This is a genomic window from Algoriphagus antarcticus, assembly GCF_002150685.1.
GTDB lineage: Bacteria > Bacteroidota > Bacteroidia > Cytophagales > Cyclobacteriaceae > Algoriphagus > Algoriphagus antarcticus.
This window is the reverse complement of record NZ_MSSW01000070.1, coordinates 11495-28912: the sequence shown is the minus strand read 5'-3', so window position 1 is coordinate 28912 and position 17418 is coordinate 11495. Positions and strand designations below refer to the sequence as shown.

At 40.3% G+C, this 17418-nt stretch carries 12 protein-coding genes; 5 read left to right on the top strand and 7 right to left on the bottom strand.

All coding sequences use genetic code 11. The features are described 5' to 3' along the window. Window positions 1-63: 63 nt before the first annotated feature. The 3 genes from hutG to BVH04_RS20485 all read left to right on the top strand — a co-directional run bounded on the left by hutG (window position 64) and on the right by BVH04_RS20485 (window position 3168). Window positions 64-1026, top strand: a complete 963-nt coding sequence (gene hutG, locus BVH04_RS20495) for a formimidoylglutamase (RefSeq protein WP_086543334.1) — start codon at window positions 64-66, stop codon at window positions 1024-1026. Window positions 1027-1624: 598 nt separating this feature from the next. Beyond that, window positions 1625-2350, top strand: a complete 726-nt coding sequence (locus BVH04_RS20490) for a ferritin-like domain-containing protein (protein ID WP_086543333.1) — start codon at window positions 1625-1627, stop codon at window positions 2348-2350. Window positions 2351-2367: 17 nt separating this feature from the next. Continuing rightward, window positions 2368-3168, top strand: coding sequence for a ferritin-like domain-containing protein (locus tag BVH04_RS20485; RefSeq protein WP_086543332.1), 801 nt, complete (start codon window positions 2368-2370; stop codon window positions 3166-3168). 78 nt (window positions 3169-3246) lie between these two features. Here the strand turns inward: BVH04_RS20485 and BVH04_RS20480 are convergent, their stop codons facing one another. Then, window positions 3247-6195: an FAD-binding and (Fe-S)-binding domain-containing protein gene (locus tag BVH04_RS20480; protein WP_086543331.1), complete on the bottom strand. Its 2949-nt coding sequence runs from the start codon at window positions 6193-6195 to the stop codon at window positions 3247-3249. 132 nt (window positions 6196-6327) lie between these two features. On the opposite strand from BVH04_RS20480, the gene BVH04_RS20475 reads away from it, so the two are divergent. After that, entirely contained in the window at window positions 6328-7143 is an 816-nt protein-coding gene (locus tag BVH04_RS20475; RefSeq protein ID WP_317045513.1) for a YdcF family protein, read from the top strand. 103 nt (window positions 7144-7246) lie between these two features. Further along, window positions 7247-8368: an AAA family ATPase gene (locus tag BVH04_RS20470; protein WP_086543329.1), complete on the top strand. Its 1122-nt coding sequence runs from the start codon at window positions 7247-7249 to the stop codon at window positions 8366-8368. A 20-nt stretch (window positions 8369-8388) separates the two neighbouring features. On the opposite strand, the gene BVH04_RS20465 is transcribed toward BVH04_RS20470, so the two are convergent. From BVH04_RS20465 to BVH04_RS20435, 6 genes are all read right to left on the bottom strand, one after another. After that, a complete protein-coding gene (locus tag BVH04_RS20465; protein ID WP_086543328.1) occupies window positions 8389-9699 on the bottom strand; it encodes a type II toxin-antitoxin system HipA family toxin in 1311 nt (436 codons plus the stop codon). Beyond that, window positions 9693-10028 carry a helix-turn-helix domain-containing protein gene (locus BVH04_RS20460; RefSeq protein WP_086543327.1) on the bottom strand — a complete coding sequence of 112 codons (336 nt, stop codon included), beginning with the start codon at window positions 10026-10028 and terminating at the stop codon, window positions 9693-9695. The genes BVH04_RS20465 and BVH04_RS20460 overlap by 7 nt, the downstream gene beginning before the upstream one ends. Window positions 10029-10185: 157 nt before the next feature. After that, the gene (locus tag BVH04_RS20455; protein ID WP_086543326.1) at window positions 10186-14067 is read right to left on the bottom strand and encodes an AAA domain-containing protein; all 3882 of its coding nucleotides are present in this window, start codon (window positions 14065-14067) and stop codon (window positions 10186-10188) included. After that, window positions 14068-14889, bottom strand: a complete 822-nt coding sequence (locus BVH04_RS20450) for an SDR family oxidoreductase (RefSeq protein WP_086543325.1) — start codon at window positions 14887-14889, stop codon at window positions 14068-14070. Between the two features lie 749 nt (window positions 14890-15638). Then, window positions 15639-16112, bottom strand: a complete 474-nt coding sequence (tnpA, locus tag BVH04_RS20440) for an IS200/IS605 family transposase (protein WP_086543323.1) — start codon at window positions 16110-16112, stop codon at window positions 15639-15641. A gap of 35 nt (window positions 16113-16147) precedes the next feature. Then, window positions 16148-17317: a DUF4221 family protein gene (locus BVH04_RS20435; protein ID WP_086543322.1), complete on the bottom strand. Its 1170-nt coding sequence runs from the start codon at window positions 17315-17317 to the stop codon at window positions 16148-16150. Between the last annotated feature and the right edge of the window lie 101 nt (window positions 17318-17418).

Here is a 17418-nt window from a genome sequence, read left to right as displayed (position 1 = left end):
TTCTGATATTAAAAGTACCAGAGTGCAATTTTTAAGTTAGTATAAAAATAAATCCAACACAATATGTCCCATCAGAATCCCAATCCTTCGCTTTGGTCAGGTAGAAAATCTGAAACGATTGAATACTGGCATCAAGCAACAATCTCTGTCAATGATCTCAAGGTGGACAATAATGAAGAAACACCAAAAGTCGGCATCTTAGGATATGCTGGAGAAGAAGGAGTCAAAAGAAATCAAGGAAGGCTAGGCACTGCGGAAGCGCCAAATGCTATAAGAAAGAACCTTGGCACCTTGGCTTTTCACTTGCCTGAGAAAAGCAGAATTTTCGATTATGGAGATGTCACTACTCAAAATGGTGACTTAGAATCAAGTCATGAACTGATTACTGAAACTGTTTTCAACCTGCTGGAGACGAAGCATTTTCCAATTCTTTTAGGTGGTGGACATGATTTGGCGTTGGCTCATGGACGTGGAGTTTATAAGTATCTGGCGCCCAAAAACCAGAAACTTGGTATCATCAATCTAGATGCTCACTTTGACTTAAGACCTACTCTGGATGGAAAAGGGCATTCTGGCTCCCCATTTCTCCAACTTGCACAAGAAAATCCACATGCTTTTCAATACCTATGCTTGGGAATTCAGCGCTCAGTGAATCCAAAATCACTCTTTGCAACAGCCGATAAAGTCGGTGCAAAATGGATGGTAATGGAAGATTTCAGAATGAATAATTGGGAAGTAATTCAGGAAAAGATCCTCTGGTTTCTGGATTCTGTTAACAAAGTTTATTTGACTGTGGATATGGACGGGTTTGCGTCTGCCTTTGCACCAGGTGTATCTGCACCTTCACCGATGGGATTCAGACCGGAATTTGCTTTCAAAGTATTTGAATTGCTTGCTTCCAGCAAAAAGCTTATTTCTCTGGATGTTGTAGAAATGAATCCATCATTTGACCACGATCAAGCCACCGCTAGATTGGCTGCAAGATGTGCAGAATATGTGGCTAGGAAAGTGTTGGGAAAAGTCTAAAATAAAACCATCCAGATTATCTGAATAGATTTTAGAATTCTCTCTTCGAAAGCTTGGAAGATCATAAAGTCTATGACTCCGTTCTTTAGACGGAAATCAAAACGTCGAGCCGCCGCGAGAACTATCAACTCATACGTTCAGTGCTTCCCATAAAATCCTAACTAAAGGATTGGCTTTTCTCTCATTCACACCAGCATTTTGCTACTTGTATAAATTTCCTGACGCTGCCAGATTAGCGGCAACATGGGTTGAATATTTACAACATTTTTAGCTAAACCGTCTCCTTGTTTAGAATATCACCTTCAGGCTTGAACTCAAAGTAATTTTTTTTTCCGTTAGCTCAATCCAACTCTAACATCTACTTCGTATATAAAAAAACATTGATTGAATGCCTTAAAAGTCGTTTTGCAACAAAAGAACCAATACAAGAAGACAACTTAAAGGCTTTAAATGGAACTATTTTTTAATAATTTTCAGATAGGGATCAGAGTAGTTTAGTTTATATATTTTATTCTTCTTGAATCAGATATTCCATATTTTCTGTGGGCTTTACTGCTGTGATTGTTAATTTATTTTACACCATTTAAAAACAATTACCATGTTAAAACCAAATCTATCAGAAGAGATGACCTCTGGATTGGACCTTCAAAGAGGCAACCGCAGGAATTTTCTCAAGTTCAGCGGAGTAGCCATTGCTTCGACTGGCATTTTGTTGTCTGGATGTCAAGAAGTCTTAGATATCCTTCCAAAACCCGGAAAAAAACCTTCTAAACAAGCTGTCCCTTTGGGAAAAGGTGATATAGGGATTTTGAATTATGCTTATACCCTGGAGCAGCTTGAAGCTGCATTTTACCTGATGGTAGTAGCAAATCCTTACAGTGGGATGTCCCAAACAGAAAAAGTTCTCATGGAAGATCTCAAAAACCATGAAGTGGTACACCGAGACTTTTTGAAAGCAGCATTGGGAAAAGATGCCATCATTGACCTGTCATTCGATTTCAGTTCGGTGGATTTCAGCAGCAGAGCCAGTGTATTGGCTACCGCCAAAACTTTCGAGGATTTGGGGGTTGCGGCATATAATGGCTCAGGGCAGTTGTTTGTAAGTGCTGATTTGTTATTGATCGCCGGGAAAATTGTATCGGTGGAGGCAAGACATGCAGCAGCAATACGCAGCATTTTTGACAGTGATCCCACATCCTTTGCAGGAAGTGATGTAATTGATTCAAATGGTTTGGATAGAGCTTTTACTCCCGACATGGTATTGGAAGCTGCAGCTCCATTTATTAAGAATAAAATCATCGCCAATCAATTACCAACTTCTTAACCTTAAAAAATCATACCATGAAAATATTTGAAGTTCTCAATAAATATGATATCAAGCCAGAAGAGCTTGATTCATTTACAACTAGACGTGAAGCATTTAAAAAGCTCACCAATTTTGGGAAAAGCATAGCGTTTGCTACAATTCCCGCAGGTGTGTTAGCGGCAAGTACACAAAGTGCCTCCGCGGCGCACATTCCTACAGTTTTGGATGTGCTCAACTTTGCTCTTACCCTAGAATATCTAGAAGGCGAATATTATACTAAAGGAATTAATACCCCTGGTCTTATTCCTGCTGGAAAGGACATGGCAATTTTCAAAACCATCGAAAAACATGAGGTGGACCATGTGGCCTTTCTTACAAAAGTAATTAAAAGCTATGGAGGTACCCCAGTAGCAAAACCTACATTTGACTTTACCGCAGGTGGGATGTTTAATCCATTTAATAATTATGAGGAATTCTTGATTTTAGCTCAGGCGTTTGAAGATACGGGAGTGAGAGCCTATAAAGGACAAGCCGGAAAGTTGATTGATGAGAATAGTGTATTGACAGCTGCTCTTCAAATCCATTCAGTAGAAGCCAGACATGCATCTGAAGTAAGAAGACTCCGAGGTTTGAAAGGATGGATAACTCAGGCAAATATAGGAGCTGGAGTGCCAGCAGCAGCTCAAGCAGTCTATATAAGGGAAGATAATTTGATCCAGGGAGGAGTGGATGTTACTACAGTCACACCTATAGGCCCAGATGGAATTACAGAAGCGTTCGATGAACCATTGACTAAAGAGGAAGTATTGACTATAGCTGGATTGTTTATCGCCTAGGCTTAGAAAATTCATTGAAAAACAATAAAGGCCGGATATTCTATCCGGCCTTTTTTTCCGTCGTTATCAATTAAACAATCACACATCGTTCAGAGCTTCCCACAAAATCTCCACTGGGTGCTTGGCTTTTCTGCCTGTCCCATCAGCAATCTGGTGCCTACAAGAAGTGCCTGGCGCCGCAATGATTGTTTCTGAATCAGCTTTTCTAACCGCTGGAAAGAGTACCAACTCACCCACTTGCTGAGAAACTTCATAATGCTCTGCTTCATAGCCAAAACTTCCTGCCATTCCACAGCATCCACTTGGAATAGTCTCTACAGAATAATTTACCGGTAGCGAAAGTATTTTCTGCGTCCAAATCATGGATGAAAGTGCCTTCTGATGGCAATGACCATGAAGTTTGATCTTCTGTGTTTTAGTATTGAATGAATCAGCTGTGATATTTCCAGCTGCGATTTCCTGTCCCAAAAACTCATCGATAATCTTCACATGAAACTTCAATTTCTTAGCAGCCTCCACCAATTCCTTTTTCACGATCCTCGGGTATTCATCTCGGAAACCCAAAATGGCAGAAGGCTCCAACCCAATCAGTGGTGTATTTCCATCAATGATTTTTGAGAAAATCTTCACATTCGCCTCCGCATGCCTCTTGGCTTTTGGCAATAAACCCTTAGAAAGTGCAGAGCGACCACTTTCCTCATGATCTACCACCTTCACATCATAACCTAACTTTTTGAGTAGAGAAATCGCTTTAATTCCTATTTGGGTGTCATTATGATTGGTAAATTCATCTACAAAAAAGTATACAGATTTGATCTGCTTTGCTACACCTGGGAGCGATTCATAGTTCTTCTTGTACCACTTTCGAAGACTTACTTTACTGATTTCAGGTAGACTCCTTTGTGGGGCTACGCCCAAAATAGACTTCATTATTCCGCCAGTCAGACTATTACTCAATATGAAATTTGCCAAGCCACCAGTTTTTGAGCCCAGTTCATTCAGCTCGTTGATGTACGCAAAAGCCTTCGAGCGCAAAGGAATGCCGTTTACCTTTTGATATTGATAGAGAAATTCTGCCTTCATGGTGGACATGTCTACATTGGAAGGGCATTCTGCAGTACAGCCTTTGCAGGAAAGACACAAATCCATCGCCTCCTTTATCTCAGGATGATTGAAGGCATTTTCTTTGTTATCCATCGTAAGAAACTCACGAAGTGTATTTGCACGACCGCGAGTCGTATCCTTTTCATTTCGAGTTGCCATGTAACTTGGGCACATCGTGCCACCCGAACCAGGCAATTTTCGACAATCCCCAGAACCATTACACTTTTCCGCCAAGCGGAGAATACCTCCCACATTGGAAAAATCCATCATCGTTTGATGAGTTGGAGTCCCCATATCTGGCTCGTAGCGCAGGTATTTATTCATCGGAGCAGCATCCACTATTTTCCCAGGGTTGAAAATATTATTTGGATCCCAGGAGAATTTAATCCTGCGGAAAAGCTCATAATTCTTTTCCCCTACCATCAGTGGAATAAAAGCAGCCCGAACGCGTCCATCTCCGTGTTCACCACTTAATGAACCCTGATACTTTTTCACCAATTCGGCAGAAGCTTTAGAAATATTATAAAACTCAGCTACATCTTTCGACTTTTTCAAATCCAAAATAGGTCGCAAATGTATCTCTCCAGCGCCAGCGTGAGCATAGTGAACAGGCTTTTGGTTAAAACCCTCCATCATCTCATCTACTTCATCGATATAATTCGCCAGATCTTCAATATCAACTGCTGTATCTTCAATACATGCTACAGCCTTCGCATCACCAGGGATATTTGCCAAAAGTCCCAAACCCGCAGAGCGTAGCGCCCAAGCGGTAGAAACCATCGATGGCTCAATGATCGGATAGGCATATCCCAAACCGGCAGCTTTCAGATCGGCAACTAATGCTTCACCTTTTGCCATGGCTTCTTCGAGTGTATGACCGCGAAACTCCACCATCAAAAGTGCCTCAGGATCTCCCTCGACGAAATAGCGATTTTTACTGTACTCGATACTCTCCTTTGTGCAGTCCAAAATGATTTTATCCATCAGCTCCACAGCCGTGGCAGGATGCTTCATGGCAGTCTGAGCGGACACCATACTTTGGTGAATCGTCTCAAAATGCGCCGCAACTACGATCTCAATTGGGTCAGGAAGTGGATCAAGACTGATTTTAATCTCGGTAGTAAAAGCCAAAGTCCCTTCAGAACCGCTCAAAAGCTTACAGAAATTGAACTTCTCTTCCCCTTCAAAAATCTCTGCCTTTAGCAATTCATCTACGGCGTAGCCAGTATTTCTCCGATGAATAGACTTTTTGGGAAATTGCGCATGGATCTCTCCACGGGCGTCTGAGTCACTCAATTCTTCAAGCACCTTGCGGTAGATGTCTCCTTCTAGTGATTGAAGTTTGGTTTTTTCCGCGAATTCTTCCTTAGAAAGTCCTTCGAACTTCACCGGATTCCCATCGCTTAAAATAGTTTCTAGAGAAATGACCTTGTCGCGGGTCACCCCATAAACAATCGAAGTTGTTCCAGATGAATTATTCCCCACCATTCCGCCTATCATAGCACGATTGGCAGTAGATGTAATCGGGCTGAAGAAAAGCCCATGAGGTTTCAGAAAACGATTGAGTTCATCCCTTACCACACCTGGCTGCACTCGAACCCATCTTTCAGCTGTATTCAATTCCAATATTTCGGTGAAATGTTTGGACACGTCCACCACAATTCCATTGCCCACACATTGCCCAGAAAGTGAAGTTCCGGCTGTACGTGGAATCAGTGAAGTTTTGTTTTTGGAAGCAAAAAGTATCAGCTTCTGGATATCCGATTCTGATTTTGGAAAAGCCACCGCCAAAGGCATCTCACGATATACGGAAGCATCTGTGGCATAGAGGGTCTTGGTAAGCGTATCAAATTGCAAGGTTCCATCCAGTTGGCTGGAAAGTTCTTGAAGTAAAGGCAATAAGTTAGGTAGGATTGAACTCATGCTCAAAAATAGCTTTACTACTCAGATAATGGAAAAATCAAAGGAAAAGAATTTTGGAAATGATCAATGGACAAAAATCAAGCTCAATTGTCAAGGCTGCCCTACTTGATCATTGTACCTTGAATTTGACAATTGATCAATTCTACCCTTTCTTTGGCTCTAGATCACACCCATCCCATGTTCTTCTACCTCTCCCAATTTTTAAGTTTCCTTGCGCTACCTCTTACTATAACGATCATTTTAATCGTTATAGGTGCTTTTTTTATCAAAAGAAAATGGGGAAAGCAAAGCCTTTGGGCAGGGATAATTCTACTTTGGCTTTTCTCCAATCAGTTTATAGCAAATCAAGCAATGTTAGCTTGGGAACCTGATTTCAAGGCTTTTAGCGAAGTTAAAAATCATGAAATCGGCATTGTGCTTACTGGCGTGACGAACTTGAGTAGAACGGCTTATGATCGAACTTTCTTTAATAAAGGAGCCGATCGAATCACTCATGCGCTCCAGCTTTATCAAGAAGGAAAAATCAAAAAAATACTCATCACTGGCGGGCGAGGCTTAAATCCTGTCAATCCTCAGTCAGAGGCCGAAGTATTGAAGCGCTTTCTTCTGATGACTGGAGTACCTGAAGCAGATGTCATGATCGAGGAGCGGTCAAAAAACACACGTGAAAATGCCCTTTTTACTGAGGCTTTTCTGCAAGAAAAAGGAATCGATGTAAATCAGGAATTTATGTTGATTACATCTGCATTTCACATGAAAAGATCCAAGGGTTGCTTTGACAAAGTAGGATTGAGAACAGAATCCTTCCCTACCGATTATTACAGTAGCGATACCAAATTCGATATTCCGACCTTATTTTTCCCAGATCCATATTCCATCTTCATTTGGCACAAACTGGTAAAGGAATGGATCGGTATTTTGGTATATAAGCTAGTCGGTTATCTGTAAAGATAAATTTCTGTTCATGAATAGTATTTTTATTAACTTATTACGTACTTTACGTAACGCACTTTACGTAACGCATAGTGCGTAATGATAATACAAAGAAATCATGAAAGTGCCCTTCAATCCATTCTTGATCAATACCTTTCAAGGTAAAGATTACTTTTGTGACAGAGAAAATGATCTGAAAATTCTAATTTCTCACGTAGAAAATGATAGAAATGTAGTGCTTTATGCTTGGCGAAGACTAGGGAAATCAGCACTTATTCATAGACTTTTTGATGAATTAGAAACTTCCAAAGACTATGAAACACTCTATATTGATCTTCTGGCAACACAAAATATCGATGAAGCTATTCAGGCAATTTCGTCTGGTATTTATGAAAAGTATGGGAAAACAAGCACGGGAATAAGTGCAGGTATCCAGAAATTACTGGCTTCCATTGGAGCTACTATAAGTTTCAACCCGTTGTCAGGAACTCCTGAAATTACGCTGGGAGTAAACAAATCCGAGCAACCTGGCCAATCACTAAAGGCTTTAGGAGATTATTTACTATCCAGAAAAAAGCGAATCGTAATCGCAATCGACGAATTTCAGCAAATAAATGACTACGAGGCATCAAATGCCGAAGCAGTATTTCGAGCTTGGGTGCAGCAGATTCCTGAAGTTAGGTTTATCTTCAGTGGAAGCCATCGTACACTCATGGAAGCAATGTTTACGGAAAAGAAAAGACCATTCTATCAGAGTTCTCAGTTAGAATCTCTCCAACCAATTTCTTTAAAGGCTTATACTGAGTTTATAACCGGACATTTTCAAGCTGCTAAAAAAACAATCGAGCCAGAATCAATTGAGAAGATTTATAGCTGGAGTCGTGGTCAAACCTATACTGTACAGTTGGTCTGCAATCATCTTTTTGCCAATTATAAAAAGGTAACAAACCTAGATGTGGACACCGTGTTTAATCAAATACTAGTTCAGCAGCAGGCGATTTATGCTAATTTCCAAAAAATGCTTACTCGGGCACAATGGAATATATTTAGGGCAATTGCCAAAGAAGAACCGCTTCAAAACCCACTCGGTAAAGATTTTCTTCAAAAGCATAATCTAGGAGCAGCAAGTACAGTAAGCACGGCTTTGAAAGCACTTGAAAAACTTGAGTTGGTAGTTAAGGACGCGGGAAATTATCTTGTACATGAAGTTCAACTGGCGAGATGGATGGCAAGGCTTTAGCCATCCCTCCACAATTTCTTTTATTGGCAACTAACCAAAAGCGTGTCGCTGATATCATCTCTCAAGGCTGCATTCACCCCCACTTCGTCTGCAAATTCACGCCATCTACAAACCGCCGATTTGATCTGCTCAATCTTTTCCTCTGGCTTTTTAATATTCATTTTACGGGCAACTTCCAGAAAATCATTCCCCGTGATATTGTCTCTTTTTCCGTTTACCATCAGAGATTGGGCACTGACCCAGAGACTTCCCGGACGGTAGGCATAGCAAATATCGTAAGCAGGCGATAGCACCCACTTTCCATTTTGATCCATCAAAAAAGCAAAGTTCTTGGTATGATCATCACAGTTTCTAGCCAATACATTGAACACCATACGAATGAACATCTGCTCTGCTTCTGGATAGGAAAGACGGAGCATTCGCATGGTTTCGAAGACTTGCTCGTAACTATACTCGCCAACTCGGTTAAAATCAAAATGCCTTAATCCACACAAGCTTTGCATATGAATCTTTTGACCGTTTCCCTTTCGATCAAAGCGCTTGGTCATAAAGTGTGCCCTGCCGTTTTCTTCTAACAATCGACATTCACTCATCTCGACCCCAGCAGCAAGAGCCATACGATAATAGGCCATTTCTACTTTTCCATATCCTACGGTGGCACCAAACTGCGAATCATGGACTCCATCAAACTTGATGATCCAATACGAAAATCCGGCAGGAGCCTTCACCTGACCACTTTTCACCTTGCCTGTTTTAGGATTATAAGCTATCACAGCTTTGGCACGTGCTCCGCCTGCAGAAGTGCCGATTTTGAGAATATCTGAAAGTGCAGACTGCTCCTCTCCTGTCAGATTTGATTGAAAACCTTCTCTGGAATTTAGAATTTTCCCAGCGATATCTACTAGACTATCTATTTCCAAGGAACTGGCCTGGATCGTTTCAGCACGAAGAGAAGGTCTGATTTCCAAAGCTCCTACCCCTCGTTTTCCTATAAAACAGAGTTGTTCTACTGGATTGAGACTATCGGCGGCTCTTCCATTTTGGATTAGCCAAGCATTGATTAATTGATTTCCATATTTATCGGGAAGCATATCCGCCAGCAAACCAGGAAGTCCTTTGAATGTGTCAAAAACATCGCCTCGGGATTTTAGCAGCTCAGGAAATCTGTAGATTCTATTTCCTTGGCTCAAAGGCATTTTTACAGGAGAAATATCCAGACCGGATGAAAAGAAATTGGGATTAAACTCAAAGCTACCCATCTGCTCTGCCTCATCCCAAAGCACAGCTCCAGCAAGCATATCCCATAGCCAGATTTCTGCAGCAACTACCATTCAGATGGAGGATTCTCAGCAGCCATGTCAATATTCCGTATGCGCTGCCGCTCATGCTTCTTTTGAAGCTTAATATAATCCATCGGGCTGATAGTCTTCTTCACTTCGAAATCCTCAAGCCATTGTAGCTTATCCAGTACCCGAAGCACCTGTATCAACGTAATTAGATTGACTTTTTCGCCACGCTCCAAAAGACTCAGCGTGGATCTACTGATACCAGCAGCATTAGCCAGCTGCTCTTGCGACTTATTTTGACCCATCCGATGATGCTTCACAAAATCACCAAGCCTATTGAGAATCGCGCTATCACTTAATTGATTATAGTCCATGCATTAAAAATCATTCATTATCATCAAATATACTACTTAATGAATGGATTATCATACAATATACATTATAAATTCAAAATGAGTTATAACTCATTCGCTAAGCTTCATTTTACAATTTAACGAATGACTTATCATTCAAAATTGCACTTAATAGGAATCATATACGAAGACTACCCCTGCTCCACTTCCACACATATTTCCAACCTTTTTGATCAAGCAAAATCGGGTGATAAGCCAAAGCTGCTTTTGCAGTAGAGACATTAAAAAATCGCTGATCGTCTGTCAACACAGCTAACTTTTCGCCTGAGGAAGAAATTTTTACAAGATCCATTACTGCAGAAGGTATTTCTTTAGAATAGGAATCATCCTGATTGCACAAGTTATTTTTCAAACTCCAATCAATCTGATAACCTACCGTTTTATACTCTAGAGCAGGAATTGAAGGATTTTTACTTTGCTCTTGAGCAAAAGCCAAAAACTCTCTCAGCAATGCTAATCCAGGATTTTTAATTTGACTAGGGCGAAAATCAGTTGGCTCAATACTCGACATGACATGCATTTTCTTCCGAGCTCGGGTGATAGCCACATTTAGTCTGTTTTCAGCACCCACCTTGCTCAGCAAACCAAAATTAGTCACCAACTTCCCATCTGGATTTGGAGCATATCCTAGAGACAAAATAACCTGATCAAACTCGTCACCTTGTACATTTTCGATATTCCGAACCTTGATTTCAGCATCCTGAAAACCAGCTTTCCAGAGTTTTTCACGAATCAATTCCATCTGAAAATAATTTCCCGTTACAATCCCAATAGTGTCTGAAGGAGATAAATCTAGAATAGACTCCACTTTCAACACGACAGCATCTGCCTCTGTTCTATTCATCTGATTAGCCCAAATTCCCTCTACTTTTTCCCATGTAAATGCAGGTCTCCCCGCTTTAGAAGTCGCATAATCCGGCAAAGTCTTCAGTTGGCTTTCGTAGAAATGAACATTGGAAAAATGAATCAACCCTGGATCGGCGGAACGATAATGACCTTTCAACTGATGTTTCTCGAAGAAATTCCCCGCTAATTCAAGTAAGGATTCTGCTTCATATTCTAAACCCTCCTCATCAGATTCCCACTTGACCTGATAGAAATCGGAAGGTCGAAGTTGCTTCGAATCACCTGCGATCACCACCTGCTTTCCTCGCAACATAGCTGGCAAACCTCGCTCCACCTGACACTGAGATGCTTCATCGAAAATAACCAAATCAAACCCTTGATCCAGCGGAAATAAAGCCGAAACCGTCTCCGGACTAGCAAACCAGCAGGGAAGCAATCGAAATACTTCCTCATGCAATTCTTCAATCAGCTTTCGAATTGGCCAGCGCTGACGCTTTTTACTAACCTGATGAAGCAAGTCTCGATACGTCAAGCGATTTCCAAGGCGATTAAACTCCAGTTCGCTGGTTACTTGCTCACGGAGCCTAAGCAACGCGATATGCCTAGAGATTTTTCTTTTCTCGAGAATTGCAGTCTTCAGTTCATCCAACTCATGTTGCATCGTCAAACTTCCGGCTTCTGCTAAAACTGGATTTTTGGCTTCCAAAAAAGCGATCCAAGTCAAATACCAGGAATTCCAAAAGGCTGAAATTAGACTCGACAAGTCTGACTCCGAGCATTCTGTTTCAAGCTTTTGGGAAAAAGAACGAGAAATGGGATCCAGACTTTCTAAGAATCTATCAAAAGCAACAAGCTCCGAAAAAGTCTGATTCAACTGGAAATCAACACCAATTTCAGGGATTCCATTTTTGAGAATCTCCAAAATCTGCACCTCACTCAAATAAGCTTTCCATTTGATTGAGTTAGCTTGGAGAGACTTCGAAAAGTCACATATTTTATTGAGCTGGGACTGAAATTCGTCGGCATTCCAAGTTGCAATTGTATGCAAGATTTCACTTTCCCTCCATCGATTGGCCCATTTTAACAATGGATTTATCACATCTAGGTGAGTTTTCAATTCTTCAATAGATAGCTCTCTCAACGCTAACCCAACGATTTTTGGCAGATCATCAAGTTCTTGCAGCAGGCTTATTAAGATGTCAACTTCTACCCGAATCCTAGAAATAGCTTCGGAATCAAACTTCAAACCCGACCTCCCTAGAATCTCAAAAGTCAATGGAAACTTACTTTTACTGAAATTCACCTGAATTCTCCCAAGCCAAGAAGAAACTTTTGATTGCAAAGAATTCAGCTCTAATTCCAACTGGGACAGGCTTTCCAAGGATGGAGATATCCCGAATGATAAAGACTCAAGCTTATTAGTAGCACTCTTAATCCATTTCTGAACCTTGGTTAATTTTATATCAAGATTAGAATCAAAAGCCGCTGAAATAGCTAAATCTTTCCTTTCCAATCTACTTAGCGAAATATTCAGCTCTTCCAGAGATGTTGAAAAACTAGCATCATTCAAGACATATTGTGCCAAATTTTCAAAAGCTATAACGGAATCTTCAATATCCCACTTTGCCCTAAAACCCTCCACCTCTTTCAAGCTCTGAGAAATTCTAGGAAAAACTGCCGGCTCAAAATGCGCAAAGCAAATTCTACCTTCCCAAAAAGTGCCCTTGAATTGAGAGTGATAAGAATGGTAGATTTTATACGATTTTTCAAAATTCTGAGCTTTCTGAAAATCTAGTTTTTTCAAATCTGTATCCTCAAAGAACGGTTTCTTCAAGCTGGCCTTTAAATACATCGCTTTGATGGGAATGCCTGCAGATTCAACTTCGTAAAGTGCTGTTCTGAAATTTTCAAAGTTCTCCGAAAGTCTAGAGATCGTCTTGGAATATTGGGAAATCTCCCGCTCCAATTGTATCGAATCTATTCCCCTATTTTGCTCTTGATAGCTCTCAATTGAATCAATCTGAGTTTTAATCTTTTGGAAAAGTACTTTTTGATCTCCACGAAAGTCATGCACCAAACCTAAAAAATCACCAAAACCTTGGTTTGCCATTCGCTCAAAAACCACATCCAGAGCCGCTCTTTTCTGTGAAACCACGAGCACCTTTTTGCCACGCGCTATATAATCCGAAACTAAGTTGGCAATCAGCTGCGACTTGCCTGTACCAGGTGGGCCTTCCACAACCAAACTTTTTCCCTGACGAACTTTAACCAAGATATTTTCTTGAGAAGCATCAAGCGGAAAAACAGGAAAAAGCTGTTCTTCTCTCGGAATAGGAATGTTTACGGCGGTTTCAAAATGCTCAGTAAATAGCTCTTCCAAGGTCTTTTCTCCAAACTTCTTTTCCAAAAGTTCATAATCTGAGAACAAAAAACTCCCCTTCTGAGCGAATTGACCAAGCAGTGAATAGTTCTTCAACCCCAGCTTTCCATCTTGAAAACTAGTGTCATCCAAACTCTTTTGAGAAATCGGAAAGATCGCTAGTTGATCCTCAAAAAGGGAGGAACTGAGCTGAATCGAAAAGTGCTCATTTATAAGCTTTGCGAATTCAGTCCGAAACTCAGTCGCATCAGTTGATAATTCCTGCAACATATGATTTAGAGAATCCGGATCAAATTCTTTTCCATAAGCATGGCTATAAGCCAAAAGAAAAGCCGGATTCCACTGCCAAGCATCGGTTTTGGTGAGAAGCCATTTTCCCTTTTCAACTTGCAGTTTTACACCCAAAAGTAGTAGAGGCGATCGAAGTGTATGTCCATTTATTAATTTCCCCTCCGCAAACGGCCAGCCTAGATAAAGGGATTGCTCGCCTGTTTCTTCTTTCGTCAACTGATCACGAAATGAAATCCTAGAAAATGTCTTTGAAAGTGCATTTACCGCTGCAATCCGGGGATCTGACTCTGGAATTAAAGGAATTACTTTCTTAGAAGAAATAGCCGATCGGATGATTTCAAAGCTATTTTCCCCATTCAAAAAATCTAGTTCTTTCAGATCAACAATCCCGAAACCTTCCGTCTTTGGTAAATAAAGCGACCTGTTTTTGGAAGACAGATCCACAAGACGGTTTCGGTAAGTCTGAAAGATTGATTCAGGCATTTAATGGAAAGGTGAGTCTTTTTCCTTTTTCAATTGATTATAAACTATGTAATCCAACCTTCCTGGCATCCATTTATTGAGAAACTTCAACCACCAGCCTTGGGTAGTAAGCGTCAAATCACGCTTTCTTTTCAAAGTGGCTTTCAGTATTCTCTCTGCCACTTCTTCCGAACTCATCATTTTTGATTCATCTCTAGGCGAATCTCCTTGCAAAGCGCCATGTGCATCCAGTGCGTTTTTACGAATGTTTGAAGCAGTAAATCCAGGACAAGCCACCAATACATGTACGCCTCTCTTCATTACCTCAGTTCTCAAAGATTCAAAAAACCCATTCATGGCATATTTACTTGCTGAGTAGGCTGTTCGAGCCGGCGTACCACGAAAACCATTAACAGAAGAAATCCCAACTACAGATCCCTTTTGTTCTAAGATTGATGGCAAACAAAACTTGGTGGCATAGACTGTGCCCCAGAAATTAGTGTTCATCACTTTATGAAAGACTTCAAAATCAAGATTCTCGAACAAAGCTCGCATGGTTATTCCCGCGTTATTTATCAGAATATCAATTTTACCAAATTCGGCTAATACCGTCTTAGCCATCCGCTCATTGTCGACAATCACGCCAGCATCAGCTGAAATCGCCAACACTTGTATTCCCGCAGCTTCTAATTTGGCTTTACTTATATCCAGTTTATCTTGATTTCTGCCTGTAATCACGATTTTAGCACCGGCTCGGCCAAAAGCAAAAGCGCAGGATTCTCCTATTCCCGAGGTGGCTCCTGTGATGATTACGACTTTATCTTTAAGCGTGTCTTGATTCATTGATGATGCAAAGATAGGGAAATGAAAAAAACTAGATAAAATAGTTTTTAAATGGGAAAGGAAGATTGAAGGACAAACCGCACCGCTGGTGCTTTGGTGGATTCTGGAATTATGCAGCTACAGTCAAAATGCGCCGCTGGCGCTAATTTGATAGCCTCAAATACATAAGAGCAAAATCAATCCTAATATAATCGTTGCGATGCTATTAGCTTCGGAGAAGCTTTTTGATTGTAAAATTTAATTAATACCACTAATTCGAGCTTCGGAGAAGCGATTTTATCACTTATGCTAACATCCGAATTTTGATTTAAAAGCATAAAAATCAAATCGCACCGCTGGTGCTCTGGCATATTCGGAATGATATGGCTACAGTCAAAGTGCGCCGCTGGCGCTATTAAAAGTAGAGTTAGGCTTTTCAGAATCAATTCCATTTGTATCAACCAATACTCGCTCGAAACCAGCTTCGGAGAAGCATTTTGATTGTAAAAAACGATCTCGTCTGTTTGCACGAGATTCGGAGAAGCGATTTGATAACCCGATCCTATCATTCTGAATTACGATTTACCTGATTGAAACGTAAATCGCACCACTGGTGCTCTATTGGATTCGGTATCACATTGCTACAATCAAAGAGCGCCGCTGGCGCTATTTTGATTAAACCAACAACACAAGGGCGAAATCACCCTTAATAAAATTGTGAGAATACTTATAGCTTCGGAGAAGCGACTTGATTTCTACCACTTATTGGCTCATAATGGCACGTCATCTAGGAATTCAAATAAATATTCGTCCTTGAACTCAATCTCAAATTTCTTAAGCAGCGAAATATACTCCTGTTTAAAAGTCATTTTTTGATGATGTGCTTCTTGATTCAAAATGTACTCGTAAACCTTCTGGACGTGAGATTTTGAATATGAAAAAGCTCCATACCCTTTCTGCCATGAGAAATTTCCGTCTGCCCATTTCTTATCTTTTAAAAAATGATTAGATGAGGTTTTTAGCTTTTCAGCCAAATCTGAAATGGTTTTGTCGGGATTTAGTCCTACGAAACAATGAACATGATCCGCGACTCCATTGACTATAATGGACTTGTGACCGAGATCCTGAATCATAGAAGCCATAACTTTAAAAAAATCCTGACGAAACTCTCTCTTCAAAAGACTCTGCCGTCCCTTCACAGCAAAAATCAATTGGATGTAAATCTGATGATAGGTGTTTGCCATGTTATTTAAAGTTTTGAAAAAAGGCTAGTTCTATTCTAATTTACGATCAATTGACGAAAAATCATCTGATCCTCAATGGAATCAGGCGTTGATGAGATATAAGCTCCTTCTTTCAAGAAAAATAGATCGTAGCCAGAGGCTCGCCAGTTCTTATCGACTTCAAATTCCCCGATTAACTCCAGGTTTTTATCATATATAATTAATGAGGTCTGATTTGGCTCCCCCTTCTCTCTCTTGATTATTTTGTCGATAGACTCCTCATCATATTTTTTATAAAAAAATCTCCAATATTCCTCTCTGAAAGGATCGTAGTTTAGCGAAAAATAATAGTCTGTTTCCAATTGGAATCTTTTCCCAGGCTCTAACTGACTATCATCATAATTTATCGCAACAGGGCTATCCATATTCGAACTTCCCATCCAAAAATGCGACTTCATTTTTTCCGTCTTTAAATCAAGCATGTAAACTGAATCGACAAGCGGGAAGCTTACCAAAACCTTATCCAGATCGTCCAAAGGTGTAATACTAGGCAAAACATGGTCGGGACCGCCCCAGTAATTCCCATTTTGATACCAAGCAGGATATCCTAAAAGCGTGGTGTAATCTCCAGTTTCCAAATCCAATTTGATCAGTAAATTATCACGCCCATACTGATGAATGTAAGAATCAGTATCAGGGACACATGGAATGTATAAATAATTCCCTCTTACAAACATTCTAGCTTTTGAAGAACTATAGGGTAAAACCGAATCTTCATCGAGCTTATTACTAGTATTGCTTTTTAGTCTATAGGATCGCTTTACCTTCCCCGCAGAATCAGCAATTGACACCAAATAGCGGTATCTATCAACCAAAAAAATGGAATCATACGACTGAAAGTAAAACTCAGTGACATTTCCAACCCCATTTGGCCCCTCACTCTCAAACTCCAAAACCTGATCTAGCGAAGGATCATCAAATGAATTGACAAATAAATAGTTGGGATCTGAAGAAAAATAATTGAGATGAATGTAAAGTGGATGTCCACTCTCCTCAAAATGAACTTGAGAGAGGATGGAAAAATTAGCGGATTTATCATTTACAGGAATGATCTTTTGGTCCTCTAATTTGAGACTCAAAACCTTTGCTTCATTTGAGTTTTTACCATCTTTTCCGCAGGAACAGAAAAATAATAATAGCCCAAGAAGTATAAAGATATTTTTCATTTTACTATTTTTTCATATATCATCTAAATAATCGTAGATCGCCTAAATATACATTTTTATTCTTATTCTCATTCCACTTATCCACTTCACCATTTTTCCCT

What these genes read in the sequence shown, in the direction of transcription:
- hutG (WP_086543334.1), top strand. Translation starts at nt 64, where the DNA reads ATGTCCCATCAGAATCCCAATCCTTCGCTTTGGTCAGGTAGAAAATCT.
- BVH04_RS20455 (WP_086543326.1), bottom strand. Translation starts at nt 14,067, where the DNA reads ATGCCTGAATCAATCTTTCAGACTTACCGAAACCGTCTTGTGGATCTG.
- BVH04_RS20480 (WP_086543331.1), bottom strand. Translation starts at nt 6,195, where the DNA reads ATGAGTTCAATCCTACCTAACTTATTGCCTTTACTTCAAGAACTTTCC.
- BVH04_RS20490 (WP_086543333.1), top strand. Translation starts at nt 1,625, where the DNA reads ATGTTAAAACCAAATCTATCAGAAGAGATGACCTCTGGATTGGACCTT.
- BVH04_RS20485 (WP_086543332.1), top strand. Translation starts at nt 2,368, where the DNA reads ATGAAAATATTTGAAGTTCTCAATAAATATGATATCAAGCCAGAAGAG.
- BVH04_RS20450 (WP_086543325.1), bottom strand. Translation starts at nt 14,889, where the DNA reads ATGAATCAAGACACGCTTAAAGATAAAGTCGTAATCATCACAGGAGCC.
- BVH04_RS20465 (WP_086543328.1), bottom strand. Translation starts at nt 9,699, where the DNA reads ATGGTAGTTGCTGCAGAAATCTGGCTATGGGATATGCTTGCTGGAGCT.
- BVH04_RS20460 (WP_086543327.1), bottom strand. Translation starts at nt 10,028, where the DNA reads ATGGACTATAATCAATTAAGTGATAGCGCGATTCTCAATAGGCTTGGT.
- tnpA (WP_086543323.1), bottom strand. Translation starts at nt 16,112, where the DNA reads ATGGCAAACACCTATCATCAGATTTACATCCAATTGATTTTTGCTGTG.
- BVH04_RS20470 (WP_086543329.1), top strand. Translation starts at nt 7,247, where the DNA reads ATGAAAGTGCCCTTCAATCCATTCTTGATCAATACCTTTCAAGGTAAA.
- BVH04_RS20435 (WP_086543322.1), bottom strand. Translation starts at nt 17,317, where the DNA reads ATGAAAAATATCTTTATACTTCTTGGGCTATTATTATTTTTCTGTTCC.